Here is a 14411-nt window from a genome sequence, read left to right as displayed (position 1 = left end):
AAAAAATAACATATTTATTTGTATATGTGAATTTTTAACATTCAGCATAGGGGAAATTTTTCCCATAAAAAAAACCGCTCTTCTAAGCGGTTTTTTACTGAGTATTCAATATATGCATGATTATTTTTCAGTACATTTATAATCAAAATCCAATGTGCTAATCATTTGATCTGTATTTCTTGAAATCACGGAAATATTACTTACCCCAGCTTCAATATAAAACTTACCACTGAACTGACTCGCTACCACACCTTTGGCATGATTGAAAGAATAGCTATAGACACATTCATATGCTTGAGAACCTGTATTTGAAGCATTAATCGCAAATGAGGAGCCATTAATATTGGATACAAATTTCGGTTCAGCCATTGCAATATTAGGTATCATTGCAAATGATAAAGCAATCGCGATAAATGTTATTTTCATCTCTATATTCCTTATTTTTTAATATTATTGTGAAGTAACTCACATTTTATATACTTTTAATAAGGTTTGAAGAGCATCGAACAATTTATATACAAACTTTACATAAACATGATAAAAACCCACCCTCCTGATTATTCCAGAGGGTTAAGCCTATAAATCTAATTAAAATATTTTTAAAATTTACTTAAGCAACATTCATCAATTGAATAAACAACTCATCCAATACCAGTTGGGTTTGTACATTTTGTTCAATCATTAACTTTTTTTGCTGTAAGTCAGAATAAATAGTAAAAAGTGCCTCTAAACTGTAGAACTCGGCTAGTGATTTAAAGTCCAAATCATTATTCTTTAGTGATTGATTCAATTTTAAACTAATCAGATCCCCTAAAAGATATTCAAACATGGTGATCAATTCAGAGAAATTTAATTCTTTAGACCATTTATTTGAATAGTTTAAAGGCATATTCTTTTCAGCAACCAATTTAGACCAATCATTCAAGAATAATGCACGTTTCTGTAACCACTCACTCTTTTCAATCTCAATAGCAGTCAAAGGCATATCATTAGCAAGACTCAGCAATAATGATATTTGTTCATTCGAGATTTCTGGAATTTGCTGCTGCACAAATGTTTGTGCATCCTGAATCGTCAAGCGATCTAAAGCGAAGTGCTGTAAGCGACTTCGAATGGTTGCAGGAAGTTTTAAGTAATGATCTGCAAGCAAGATCAATACAACCTTCTCACCAGGCTCTTCCAAGGTCTTGAGCAGTGCATTAGCTGAGGCGGTATTCAGTGCTTCGGCAGGCTCAATAACCACCACCCGCCAACCTTCTCCTGTTTGTTGAACAAACGGAAGTAGATCCCGAATTTTTTCAATTTTAATCTTTGCATTTTGCTTTTTATTGTCTTCATCTGTGGTGATATGCACATAGTTTGGATGCGTATCAGACTTCAACCATTGACAACTGGTACACTCACCACATGCCCGTTGTGCTTGCTTATTTAAACACAGCACCCAAGCCACAAATCGCTCTGCAAACTCTTTCTTGGCGCAACCTTTCTTTCCGTAAAATAAAAGACCATGCCCAAGTTCAGGGAACCGAGTTGTTAATAGCTCCCATGTCTGAGCATGCCAAGGATAAATCACTGTAGCTTGAGTATCGACCATAATTATTCAAATGCACTCAAAGGCAGAGTATTTAAACGGTCTAAATCTGCCTGAGTATCAACCCCTGGCGGTAAATTGGCTTCAGCCACAGCAATAGCAATACGGTGACCATTTTCGAGTACACGGAGTTGCTCTAAACTTTCCAACTTTTCGAGATGACCTTGTTCCCAAGTGACATAATCTTGTAGTAATTTCACACGATAGGCATATAGACCTAAATGACGAAAAGCTTGATCATGCAATGTTGGTTCAGCCTGTTTCGCAGCATCACGATCATACGGAATGGTTGCTCGGCTAAAATACAGCGCCTCATTACGCTTACTCATCACCACTTTAACAATACTATCTCGCTGAAACTCTTCTAACTGATGGATTGGTTCACACAGCGTAGACATTGAACATTGCGGATTTTCAACTAAAAGCTGACTCACCTGCTGAACCAATTGTGCAGGCAACAATGGCTCATCGCCTTGTACGTTGACAATAATATCATCTTGTGACCATCCTTTCAGACGTGCAACTTCGCTTAAACGGTCGGTGCCTGAAGGATGTTCTGCACGGGTCATCACCACATCAATCCCTTCCGCTCGACATACCTCTGCGATGCGCTCGTCATCCGTAGCCACACACAGATCATCAAAACCAGCAACTTTTTTGGCTTGGTCGACCACACGCAAAATCATTGGACGGCCATGAATGAGTAATAACGGTTTTGCTGGTAAACGAGAACTGGCAAAACGAGCTGGAATGACAATATGTTTCATGGTCGCTCTCTAAGAAAATTGAATACCGACGTGTTGTAACTGCTGTTTCAGCAAGTCATAACAATCGGATGATAAAACAGCCTCAACAGGAACCACCCAAATCGGCGTGTTAAATTCAGGATGTTGCTTTAATAAGGTTTTAAACTTTACGGCATCTTTTTCAGTGGTGATAATAGCTTCTTGGTTGTCGAAGCTTAAATCATCAATTTCATAATCATGATGATCTGGAAACTCATGCGCCTGATATTGCTGCACGCCTATCGTATTTAAGGTGTGATAAAAACGTTGTGGAAAGCCAATACCAACAACCGCATTAAAATACTGATTAGCATCAAACCAATCCACTTCAACATTTGTATTTAAAAGGTATGGCTGGCCAACCGCCAAATGCATACTTCTTTGTGCTTGTGCGGTTTTGCTATGCTCAATGACAGTACTACCATTTAAGCGTGATTTAGGCTCACGTAGATAACCTTCTGGTAATAATTTTTCATTACCTAAACCTCGATTTTGATCGAGTACAATCCATTCAAGCTGACGTGCCAGAGCCCAATGTTGTAAACCATCATCACTAATAATGAGATCCAGTTGTTCATTTTCGAGTAACAACTCAATCGAAGCTTGTCGATTCGGCCCAACCGCCATTGGTACTTGGGTAGATTGGACAATAAGGCAAGGTTCGTCACCTACAGCATCGGGCTCAGATTGTTGAGTCACCAAAAGCGGAAATGGACCTTCGCCGCCATAACCTCGACTAATCACACCCACCCGAATCTGCTGTTGCTGTAAATATTTGACCAGCTGAATCAACAATGGTGTTTTACCACTCCCACCAACAGTAATATTACCAATCACCATGACAGGTACGGGTGCTGTATAAACGGGTTTAAGTCCGTATTTATACAAGGCTTGATTGGCACAAAAACCAAATCGGTATAACCAAGACAGTGGGCGCAACACTACCAACCACGAAGCTTGTTCATTCCAAGCATCCTGTATTCGTTGCGCCATCGACATACTTAGTTTTCCTCAAAATTGCGTTGATGAAGCTGATAATACATGCCATGTTTTGCTAGTAGCTCAGCATGGGTACCTTGCTCAATAATCTGACCTTTATCCATCACCACAATGACATCTGCATTTTCAACTGTAGATAAGCGGTGAGCAATCACGATAGTGGTACGACCTTGCATAGCTTCATCAAATGCTTGTTGGATGAAGTATTCAGATTCGTTATCCAAAGCACTGGTCGCTTCATCTAAAATTAAAATCGGAGAATCTTTTAAAATTGCTCTTGCAATGGCAATACGTTGACGCTGGCCACCTGATAGGTTTAAACCTTGGGCACCTAGAATCGTGTCATAGCCTTGTGGCAAGTTCATAATAAAGTCATGTGCATAAGCAGCTTTAGCAGCGGCAATCACTTGTTCATCACTTGAGTCTTGTAACTGACCATAAGCAATGTTATCGCGTACTGAACGATTGAATAACACCACTTGCTGATTCACTGTTGCAATTTGTGAGCGCAAATAAGCCAACTCAATCTCTTGAACAGGAATACCATCAAAATAGATTTGCCCTTCGCTTAACTCTTGAAAGCGTGGCAGCATGTTGACCAATGAGGTTTTCCCAGCCCCCGAACGCCCAACCAGTGCAACAGTTTGACCCGCCTTAATATCCAAAGAGAAGTCTTTAATCGCATGGGTGCCATCATCATAACGCAGGTTGGCATGATCAAATTGAATATTCCCTTTCAATGCAGGCTTAAGTTGACCATTATTGACTTCTTCAGGCATATCCAATAATTCAAAGACCGAATGTGCTGCTGCCAGCCCACGTTGTAGTTTTTCATTGATATCAGTCAGGTTCTTCACTGGCTTAGAAATCAAGCCCGCTGCGGTAATGAATGAAATAAACTCACCCGCTGAGGTATCTCCAAATACTTGAGGACGCAACGCTAACCAAAGAATGATTGCCATCGCCATCGATAATAACAGCTGAATAATTGGGCTGTTAATATTTTGTACCACCACCATTTTCAAACCACGGCGTAAGTTCTCTTCTGAGGACTTATAAAAACGTTTTTGTTCAAACGCCTCACCCGTAAAACTCTTCACAACCGAGTTAGCGGTAATGGTTTCTTGAACCACATGGTTCACATCACCCATGGTATTTTGGACTTGGATCGAAAGTTTCCGCATTTTCTTCGATGCGATTCTGACCAATATTCCAATAAATGGCATGAAAACCACGATACAAAGGGTTAAACGCCAGTTGGTATAAAGGAGATAGCTTAATAGGCCGATAACAATCAAACCATCTTTGATCAGTGTCTGCAAAGATTCAGAAGAAGCAGCTGTTAACTGCTCTACGTTATACATCAACTTGGCACTGATATGACCCGCACTGTTATCAAGATAGTATTGCGCTGGAAGCCTTAACAATTTTGCATAGACTTCCTGACGGATACTAAACACCAAACTACGCGAAATAACAGCGGAAAAATATCCACCAAGAAATAGACCAACACCACGGAAAAACATCAGTAAAACAATCAGCGCTGGAAACCAATCTAAGTTTGTACGACTACCTTCTTGGATGGCATCAATAATGTATTTCAGCAACTTTGCGACAGAAACCTCCGTCGCCGCGTTGATTCCAAAGCCAAGCAAGACTAATAAGGCAACGCCCCAATAAGATTTTAAATACGATATTAAACGGACATATACCTTAAAATCCTGATTCACTCAGTAAAACCTCTCGTTGGAACTTTAGTGCTGATATTGACGTTAACAAAACCGAGTTGACCTGCAACATCCATCACACGAATTACGTCTTGATGCGCAGCTTTGGCATCAGCCGCAATAATAAACATAAAATCACGACGATCTTGTGCAACCTGCTTAATTGCCGTGCTTAAATCCGCAATATCCTTACTTGATAACGCTTGACCATTCACAGAATAATGCCCTGTGGAGTCTACCATGATTTCAATTTTGTGATCGAATTGTTTAGGTGGAACACCCTGCGCATCTGGCAATGTCAGGTTTATACGACTTTGTTGACTAAATGTCGTCGACAATAATAAAAACACCAAAATAAATAACATACAGTCAATCATTGGTGTCAAATTGATATGAATATCTTCAACTTGAGAGCGCTTAAACTTCATACGAGCACCTCGGCTTAGCTTGCACGACGGTGTTCTTGGACATGTGCTGCTTTTTTATAAAAAAGCGCAGCATGAAACAAAGTCGATTGTTGCTCTAATTCAGCAATATATTCATGCACAACTCGCTGGAAATAGCGATAAGCAATCATTGCAGGAATCGCAATCAACATCCCGACAGCGGTTGTAATCAAGGCTTTAGAAATACCCGGCATCATCATACTGGCATTACCAGCAGAGCCAACATCAATCACCAAAAATGATTCAATAATCCCGAGGACCGTTCCAAGCAATCCCAATAAAGGTGCAATTGCACTCAAAGTGCCTAAGAAATTGATATTTTTTTCGAGATGACTGATTTCTTGTGAGGCCGTTGCTTCCATCTGAGCACGCGCGAACTGTTCGCCTTGATCTTGATGTTCATAACCCGCTTTTAAAATACGACCTAGTGGGCTTTTTGCTGCATCATCTTGTTGTAAACGAGCAATCACCGATTCAACATCCGAACCATTAACAAGCAACGCCTGCGGCAAAACTTGTGACCGTTTTAAACGAATATATCGTTCAAGTGTAATCGCAACCGTAAAAATTGATGAGAGAATGAGGGGCAGCATTAACCAACCACCCGCTTTCACAAGTTCCCACATATTATTCCCCAATAATATTTAAACTATAAAAGGATAGATTCGGATTCATTAATCACTCAATAACCTCGAAAGCGACTAACAAATCCACCCTTAATATTAGTTAGGTAAACAAATATTGAGGATTCCATCCAACTCATCCAATGAGTGGTAATGAATGACCATTTTCCCTTTACCTTTTTGGTTATGGTCAATTTTCACATTTGCCCCGAAACGCTCTGAAAGTTTCTGAGTCAATTGTTCAATATCTGGAGAAATTTGGGCCTTTTCCTTTTCAGGCTTTGGTTCACTCCACTCACGAACTAACTGTTCAGTCTGACGTACTGACAAACCTTTTTCAATCACGATTTGCGCAACTGCAATTTGATCTTTGGGCTTCAAAGTCAGAATTGCACGGGCATGTCCCATATCAATCTGACCTTGTTGTATTAGGTCTTTAATCGGATCAGCTAAGCTCAACAAGCGCAACAGATTACTCACCGTTGTACGCGCCTTACCCACCGTATCTGCAATTTCTTGATGACTTAAACCAAATTCATCATGAAAGCGCTGTAAAGCAACTGCCTGATCGATCGGATTGAGATCTTGTCGTTGAATGTTTTCAATTAGAGCCAATGCAATTGCGACTTGATCATTTAAGTCACGCACAATCGCAGGAATTTCAGTCAAACCTGCTAATTGGGCAGCACGCCAACGACGTTCACCCGCAATAATTTCGTAAGGATGTTGCTCATCATCCACAGGACGGATCACAATCGGTTGCATCACACCATGTTTTTCAATTGATGCTGCAAGCTCTTGTAAATCTTGTTCTTGGATAAAACTACGTGGTTGATATTCACCACGTTTCAATAAATTGACATCAATTTGCTTGAGTTGACCATGATCCAAGGCTTGTGCTTCAAGTTGCAATTTCTCTTTTTGAATTGAACCCAATAGCGCATCTAAACCACGACCTTTAGCCAATCCGCGTTTTTTGATGCTCATACAGCACTTCCTTTTTTCACTTTACTTTTCTTCAACATTTCTGCGGCTAAGTTCAAATATGCAATCGCACCTTTGGAACTTTTCTCGAAATAAATCACAGGTAAACCATGGGCTGGTGCTTCTGCTAAACGGATATTTCGAGGAATTACCGTTTCATATAACTTTTTACCAAAATATTGCTCTAACTCAGCAGACACATCACGGGTCAACGCATTACGAGCATCATACATGGTACGTAATACCCCAACGATTTCCAAGTTTGGATTAAGGGCTTTTTGTATACGGTCAATGGTCTGTGTAAGATCAGCCAAACCTTCCAAAGCATAGTATTCACATTGCATTGGAATAATTACCCCATTCACGGCAGCCAAGGCATTCACAGTGATCAGGCTTAAGCTTGGTGCACAATCGACAATAATATAATCAAATGCAGAATCGACTTCTTGCAGTGCATTTTTAAGAATGAACTCTCGCCCTTCCTGTTCTGCAATGGCAAGTTCAACACCCGCAAGTTCACGGTTTGCACCTAAAACCTTATAACCCACTTCAGCTTTTTGAATCGCCGTTTCAATCGGCACTTCACCCAATAACACATCTGTGACTGAATAAAGTAAATCATTCTTTTGAATACCAGACCCCATGGTGGCATTCCCTTGTGAGTCCATATCGACCAACAAGACACGTTTTTTCAAGATCGCCAAAGAGGCAGCAAGATTGACTGCTGTCGTGGTTTTTCCCACACCACCTTTTTGGTTTGCAATCGCAATAATTTGAGCCATGACTACCCTTAATATTTTTTATTGAATACGTTGAAGTAAAAGTAAATGACGCTGTTCATCCAATCTTGGCACACGCAGTTCAATGATCTTACATGAATACTGATCTTTCATCTGCTCAACTTCATCCTCTGGGATTAAGCCTTTCATTGCAGCAATGATACTTTGTTCATGCATATATGGTTGTGCTGCATCTACAAAATCGGTCAATGAAGCAAATGCTCGACTTGTAATGACATCAAACTGACCAAGTTCTCCAATGCTGTCTTCATTTTCAACACGTGTTTGAACTGCAATTACATTTTTCAGTTTTAAGTCTGCAATAAATTGCTTCAGGAAACGAATCTTTTTCCCATTCGAATCTAATAGTACACAAGAACGTTCTGGTTGGCATAATGCAATGATCATGCCCGGCATACCACCGCCCGTACCCACATCTAACAAACGGCCTTGAGGCAAATCATTTAAGATACTTAAACTATCTAATAAATGTTTAACCAGCATTTCTTTCGGCTCGCGAATTGCCGTTAAATTGTATGCCTTATTCCATAGCACTAGCGCATCTTGATATTTCAATAAGAGTGTTAGGGCTTCTTCACTTAGGTTAAGACCTAAAGCTTGGCTACCTTGCTTTAATTCTTGAAAAAAAGGATGCATAACAGTGCGACATCTCGATAAACTTGCTGTGCAGTATACCGATTTCTGATACAAGGCACAGCAGGACTTGTTGAACGATTATGCAGTTAATCATTTACAAGCATGATAAACTGCACAATCCTTTAAGTTTTTGTCTTTTCTTATGCAAAGCACAGATAGACAAAGCATTTTTTATTATGCAAACGCGCCCTGCTTGATTTGTTGATCAAGCTGCTCCAAACGCTCAGGTGTACCAACATCCACCCAAATTCCTTGCAACTTTTCAGCCGAAACTTGCTGCTGCTGCATGGCTTGTTTCAATAATGGCGCTAAAGGTCGTTTGCCATTTTCCAAACCTGCAAACATCTGTGGTGCGAAAACAGCAACACCACTATAAGTTAAGGCTTCACCCAATTGCTCTTGCTCAAAAGTGTAAGCTAAATCATTCGCTAGGATAAAGTCACCTTTTAAGTGCTGAGGTGGATTTTCAACCAAGACTAAATGTACTTGTTTATCTTCCAACTGAACATTCAACAATGAAGAAAAATCCATTGTGGTCCAGACATCACCATTGACCAAAATAAAAGGTTCATCACCCAACAATGGCAAAGCATTAATAATGCCGCCTGCTGTTTCCAAGCCTTCACCTTCGTGTGACCATAAAATAGTTACACCAAATTGAGAGCCATCACCTAAAGCAGCAGCAAGTTTTTCACCCAACCAAGCCGTATTAATGACAATCTCGGTGACGCCGATTTTTTGCAACTTCTCAATATGCCAAACAATCAGTGGCTTCCCACCGACTTCCAGTAAAGGTTTTGGCGTATGCAAGGTTAATGGTCGCATACGATTACCAAGGCCTGCAGCAAGAATCATTGCTTTCATTATGCTGCAACCTCGTAGTGACCATATTTTTCAATAAACTTCGGCATCACGATGTCACGAATGAACTGCATAAAGTCATTCAGTTCATCATAACCTTGGCTTTCTTCAAGCAAATACCACATCACGCGCGGTAAATCTTTTAAATAACCTGATTTGCCATCACGTTCAAATAGACGCACAAAGATACCCAAGATTTTCAGGTGACGTTGGATCGCCATCAGATCTGCATCTCGCTTGAACTGCTCAAAACTACGATTTTCTTTCGCTGCAGCTGGCAATAAGTTATAGAACACTTCAAACCATTCATAGACACGCCCAGCATTCCACTGCACATAAGCATCACGCGTAATCGAGATGAGATCGTAGGTATCCGCACCGATCACTGCATCTTGGAAGTCAATTACACCAAGCTCGTGCTCATCTTCGATTTTCATCAAATTACGACTATGAAAGTCACGATGTACAATCACTTGCGGTTGATTAGTCGCCTCGATCGCAAGGAAATCAAATGCCTGCTCTATCGTTTCCAACTGCTGCTCTGTCGGCTGAATGTTTAATGATGGCAACATCCACTCTGTCAACAGACGCATTTCCGTCATTAACTTTTCATAAGAATAAGCTGGCAATTGCGCATGACCATCGATCTGCTGTAATTCAATCAACTGCTTAAAACTTTGTGCATAGTACTGATCAACTGTTTGATCATTGAGTAATGTTGATAAAACAACATCACCAAAATCCTCAAGCAGTAATAAACCCAAGGTTAAGTCTTTCGCAACGATATGTGGAACTCGCACACCATTTTTATCAAAAAACTCATCAATGCTGACAAATGGTGCACAATCTTCTTTTTCAGGAGGCGCATCCATGAGCATATATGTTTTGTTTTGTATCGTAATTCGCGCATAGCGGCGAAAGCTTGCATCTCCTGCTAAAAAGTTGATCTCAAATTGATCAGATTGGAGAGTGGCTTGAAGCCAAGTTTGTATCAATTGTTCACGTTGTGTATTCATTTGCAATAAAATCTAAAACTAGCTGAGATTTTGAAAGCTTAAGTGTAGCCACTTATCAACTTTTTCTCTATGATGCGACAATAATTAATTGTGAATTAGCGTATTGGTTAATGAGACAATGAAACATCAGTTTAAATTTAATCCTTTAGCAACAGCTATTTTGACACTCTTGTGCGGCGGCTCGATTCAATCAGGTTTCGCGGCGCAAGCTGATGCTGTCTCTACGCTTGACAATAAACAGCTCAAAGCTGCCATTCGACAGAATCAAGAACAGCAAAACCAAGAAAGTTATCCTGGGGAAAGTTTTTTCCAGCAATATTATGTAGATAAATCTGCACCAGAAGCGCAATTACGTGACAATCGTTATTTAAGCTCTTCATTTTGCCAAGGGACTTGGGTCACCCCAATCAACCCTGAAACAAAGGCTGGTAATGCAAATACGACCACTTCTGTGCTCACCGCTGATTATGGACATTACAACCCGACAGGTGATTCTGTTTTACAAGGCAATGTTGTCATCGATCAAGAAGGCCGAACTATTCGTGCTGATCAAGTTACAATCGATTCGACACAAACATTTGCCAATGCCGAAGGTCGTGTTCAGGTTGCTCAATCAGGATTACTCACCCAAAGTGATGCGATTAACTATAATTTAAAAACCCAGACTGGTGATTTAAACAATAGTTTCTATATCTCTGAACAACAGCATGCGCATGGCCATGCCAGTCAAATAAAACGGGAAAATCAGAATTTAGTCATTTTTAAGGACGCGAGCTATACCGCTTGTCCTCCTGAGCAAAAACCTGCATGGAAAATTCAGGCCAAAGAAATTGAGCTAAACCAAGATACAGGTCGCGGTGTAACCCGCGGCACCAAGCTTTATGTCAAAGATGTACCTATACTTGCAGTTCCATATTTCAACTTTCCGATTGATGATCGACGCACTACGGGTTTATTGAGTCCAAATTTTGGCTATAGCAATGATGGTGGTGCGCAGTTAATCACCCCTGTTTATCTCAATCTTGCGCCAAACTATGATCTCACACTCACCCCGAGCTACATGAGCAAACGTGGCCCGAAATTAGATGCTGACTTCCGCTATATGACTGAAAACTTTGGTTCTGGTCGTATTTGGGGAGGCTATATCGCCAAAGATGATCAATATGGCGGCGAAGCACGTGATGACCTTCATTTTGTTCACAATTGGAAAATCGATGATCAATGGTCGACCAATTTAGAATATAACTACGCATCAGATAAAGATTACTTCGCAGACTTCAATAACAACCCGAACACACGAACCGATCTAAATTTACGCCGTGCTTGGGAACTGAATTACCAAAATGGGATTCCTGGCCTTAAAGCTCAGTTGAAGGTTGAAGATTTCCAAACCCTAGATAAAACCATTAAAGATGTCGATAAGCCTTATGCCCGACTTCCACAATTCTTATTAAACTACGTTACTGGTGATCCACAAGGTCTACAATACGAGTTTAATAACGATACCGCTTATTTCAAAAAGTCTGTAGATGATGGTTCTGCGCTAGAATCAAGTGGTACGCGTATCTACAACCAGTTTGCAGTTCGCTACAACTATTTAACCCCTTCTTGGTTCTATGTCGTTCCAGAAGTCTCTGTACGTAGTATTAACACCTTCTACGATCAAGACTCAAAAGAAGGCCGTGGACTGTCTGCTTCTGATGATTTAGAAAAATCAGTTGTTGTTCCTCAATTCACGCTTGCCACAGGCTTAACGTTCGAGAAAGAAGGTAAATACTTACAAAGTATTTCTCCTCGTGCTTTTTATGCGTACTCACCTTATAAGAACCAAGATGATCATCCAAACTTTGATTCGACTACAGCGTCGATCAACTATGATCAACTGTTCAACCCATATCGCTTCTATGGGCATGACCGTCTAGATGACAATAATTTCTTGTCGCTCGGTGTGACTTATAGCTTGCTAGATACTGAAGGCCTAGAGCGCATTAAAGCAAGCATTGGTCAAAGTTATTACTTTAGTGACCGCCGTGTCAGTCTGAATGAAAAACTCGATGAGTTTGATACCCAAACACGTACAGGCCCTATTGTTAGTTTATCAAGCCAGCTTAATCAGAACTTTACCATCACATCTAACTCTGCATGGATGTCGAATGGTGAAAATGCACAGCGAGATTTCCAAGCCTACTATACGGGTGACAAAGGTAATCTTTACAACTTAGGCTATTTTTACCGTAAAGATATCCCAGATCGACAAGATTCTTATGACCAAGTTGTTGCATCCTTTATACAACCTGTAAAAGACAATTGGCGTATTATGGGTCATGCTCAATACGACATTGACAACAATGTGATGCGTGAATATTTACTTGGTGTAAATTACGAGTCATGTTGTTGGGCTGTCTCAGTTTATGGTCGTTCTTATTATAATGATCTGGATGATCCAAACACCCCAGGCGTTCGTAAAAAGAATGCTGTTATGGCTGAATTCACCCTGAAAGGTCTCGGCGCTTTAAACAATAAGCTTGCTTCTCTCCTAGAAAACAGAGTTTTAGGTTTCAACAAAATTAATCAATCTTGGACACAACGTTAATGAAGATAAAACCTTTTCAACATATCTTTAAAGCAACTGTTCTCGCTGCCCTAATTTCTTCATCAATGCAAAGCTTTGCACAGCCTACGGATGAGGTTGTTGCCATTGTAGATAGTAGTGTCATTCTTAAAAGTGATTTAGAACAAGGGATTGCTGAAACAGAACACCAGTTGAAAGCACAAAACAAAACTGTTCCCCCACAACAGTATTTACAAATGCAAGTGCTTGATCAACTCATCATTCGCCAAGCTCAATTAGAGCAAGTAAAGCGTTATGGCATTAAGCCTGATGAAAAGAGCTTAAATGCTGCCGTACTAAAAGTCGCAAATCAATCAGGTGCAAATACTCTTGAAGCATTTCAACAAAAGTTAGATGCAATTGCACCGGGTACATATGAAAACTTACGCAACCGTGTCGCAGAAGACTTAGCCATTGGTCGTTTACGTCAGCAACAAGTGATGTCACGTATTAAAATCAGTGATCATGATGTTGAAAACTTTTTAAACTCCCCAGAAGGTCAAGCTGCGCTAGGCACTCAAGTCCATGTGATTCACATGCGCATTTCGGGTGAAAATAACAATGAAGTACAGCAAGTCGCGCAACAGGTAAAACAATCCCTCACAACAAGTGATGACACCAAATCGATTAGCTCTAAGCTATCAACAGCTTCAGTAAAAGTCGATGGTGCCGACATGGGTTTCCGCTCATTATCAGAAATTCCAACGGAACTCTCAGCACGTATTGCCCCACTTCAAGTTGGACAAACCACCGAGTTAATCAATGTTCGTGATGGTGTGCATGTATTAAAGCTACTTGAACGTAAGCAAAACGAACAAAAAGCATTAGTCTCTCAATACCAGACACGCCATATCCTGATCCAACCGTCTGAAGTTGTAAGCATAGATCGCGCTAAGCAAATGATCGATAGCCTATACAACCGTGCTAAAGCGGGTGATGATTTTGCAACACTTGCTGCAACCTATTCTAATGATACTGGTTCTGCTCGTGATGGCGGTAGCTTAGGTTGGGTGAGCCCAGGTGTAATGGTTCCTGAGTTTGAAAAGGTGATGAAAGAGACACCTGTTGGACAAATCAGCAAACCATTCCAAAGCCAGTTCGGTTGGCATATCTTGCAAGTCACAGATACACGTGAACAAGACATGACCAAAGAAGTACAAGAACGTATGGCGCGTCAAATCTTAGGTGAGCGTCAATTCGATACCGAAGTTGATAGCTGGATGCGTGAACTTCGTGCGAATGCCTACGTTGAAATCAAAGATGCCAACTTAGATTCTAAAGCACAACAGAAATAAACCAGCTTAAGAAAAATGCCAGCAATTCGCTGGCATT

Annotated in this window: 14 protein-coding genes; 2 read left to right on the top strand and 12 right to left on the bottom strand. The window is 40.5% G+C overall.

Annotated elements, in window-relative coordinates; genetic code table 11:
* Positions 1 to 120: 120 nt before the first annotated feature.
* The 12 genes from A7P54_RS04895 to A7P54_RS04840 all read right to left on the bottom strand — a co-directional run bounded on the left by A7P54_RS04895 (position 121) and on the right by A7P54_RS04840 (position 10468).
* Positions 121 to 426, bottom strand: a complete 306-nt coding sequence (locus tag A7P54_RS04895) for a hypothetical protein (protein WP_171548833.1) — start codon at positions 424 to 426, stop codon at positions 121 to 123.
* A 184-nt stretch (positions 427 to 610) separates the two neighbouring features.
* Positions 611 to 1594 (bottom strand): DNA polymerase III subunit delta', encoded by a 984-nt coding sequence (locus A7P54_RS04890; RefSeq protein ID WP_171548832.1) that lies wholly within the window; start codon positions 1592 to 1594, stop codon positions 611 to 613.
* Positions 1595 to 1596: 2 nt separating this feature from the next.
* Entirely contained in the window at positions 1597 to 2358 is a 762-nt protein-coding gene (kdsB, locus tag A7P54_RS04885) for a 3-deoxy-manno-octulosonate cytidylyltransferase (protein WP_004806621.1), read from the bottom strand.
* Between the two features lie 9 nt (positions 2359 to 2367).
* Positions 2368 to 3375: a tetraacyldisaccharide 4'-kinase gene (gene lpxK, locus A7P54_RS04880; protein WP_171548831.1), complete on the bottom strand. Its 1008-nt coding sequence runs from the start codon at positions 3373 to 3375 to the stop codon at positions 2368 to 2370.
* Between the two features lie 2 nt (positions 3376 to 3377).
* Positions 3378 to 5105, bottom strand: coding sequence for a lipid A export permease/ATP-binding protein MsbA (msbA, locus tag A7P54_RS04875; protein WP_004806618.1), 1728 nt, complete (start codon positions 5103 to 5105; stop codon positions 3378 to 3380).
* On the bottom strand, positions 5102 to 5530 hold the full coding sequence (locus A7P54_RS04870) for a biopolymer transporter ExbD (protein WP_004806616.1): 429 nt from the start codon (positions 5528 to 5530) through the stop codon (positions 5102 to 5104). The genes msbA and A7P54_RS04870 overlap by 4 nt, the downstream gene beginning before the upstream one ends.
* Positions 5531 to 5544: 14 nt before the next feature.
* On the bottom strand, positions 5545 to 6174 hold the full coding sequence (locus tag A7P54_RS04865; protein ID WP_004806614.1) for a MotA/TolQ/ExbB proton channel family protein: 630 nt from the start codon (positions 6172 to 6174) through the stop codon (positions 5545 to 5547).
* A gap of 96 nt (positions 6175 to 6270) precedes the next feature.
* Positions 6271 to 7158, bottom strand: a complete 888-nt coding sequence (locus A7P54_RS04860) for a ParB/RepB/Spo0J family partition protein (RefSeq protein ID WP_033132922.1) — start codon at positions 7156 to 7158, stop codon at positions 6271 to 6273.
* Entirely contained in the window at positions 7155 to 7937 is a 783-nt protein-coding gene (locus tag A7P54_RS04855) for a ParA family protein (protein WP_005204229.1), read from the bottom strand. Before A7P54_RS04855 ends, A7P54_RS04860 begins: the two co-directional genes overlap by 4 nt.
* An 18-nt stretch (positions 7938 to 7955) precedes the next feature.
* Complete coding sequence (rsmG, locus tag A7P54_RS04850) at positions 7956 to 8591, bottom strand: 16S rRNA (guanine(527)-N(7))-methyltransferase RsmG (RefSeq protein WP_004806608.1); 636 nt, start codon at positions 8589 to 8591, stop codon at positions 7956 to 7958.
* Between the two features lie 174 nt (positions 8592 to 8765).
* Complete coding sequence (gene murU / locus A7P54_RS04845; protein ID WP_005204230.1) at positions 8766 to 9455, bottom strand: N-acetylmuramate alpha-1-phosphate uridylyltransferase MurU; 690 nt, start codon at positions 9453 to 9455, stop codon at positions 8766 to 8768.
* Complete coding sequence (locus tag A7P54_RS04840; protein ID WP_171548830.1) at positions 9455 to 10468, bottom strand: phosphotransferase; 1014 nt, start codon at positions 10466 to 10468, stop codon at positions 9455 to 9457. The genes murU and A7P54_RS04840 overlap by 1 nt, the downstream gene beginning before the upstream one ends.
* 118 nt (positions 10469 to 10586) lie before the next feature.
* Here A7P54_RS04840 and lptD point away from each other — a divergent pair, with 118 nt between their 5' ends.
* Both lptD and A7P54_RS04830 read left to right on the top strand, forming a co-directional pair.
* Positions 10587 to 13061 carry an LPS assembly protein LptD gene (gene lptD, locus A7P54_RS04835; protein ID WP_033132925.1) on the top strand — a complete coding sequence of 825 codons (2475 nt, stop codon included), beginning with the start codon at positions 10587 to 10589 and terminating at the stop codon, positions 13059 to 13061.
* A complete protein-coding gene (locus A7P54_RS04830) occupies positions 13061 to 14374 on the top strand; it encodes a peptidylprolyl isomerase (protein ID WP_171548829.1) in 1314 nt (437 codons plus the stop codon). Before lptD ends, A7P54_RS04830 begins: the two co-directional genes overlap by 1 nt.
* The last annotated feature ends 37 nt before the right edge of the window (positions 14375 to 14411 follow it).

Source organism: Acinetobacter sp. Ac_3412, from assembly GCF_013072675.1.
Classification (GTDB): domain Bacteria; phylum Pseudomonadota; class Gammaproteobacteria; order Pseudomonadales; family Moraxellaceae; genus Acinetobacter; species Acinetobacter higginsii.
The sequence above is the reverse complement of the archived record's forward strand: the minus strand, read 5'-3'. Positions and strand labels throughout refer to the sequence as shown.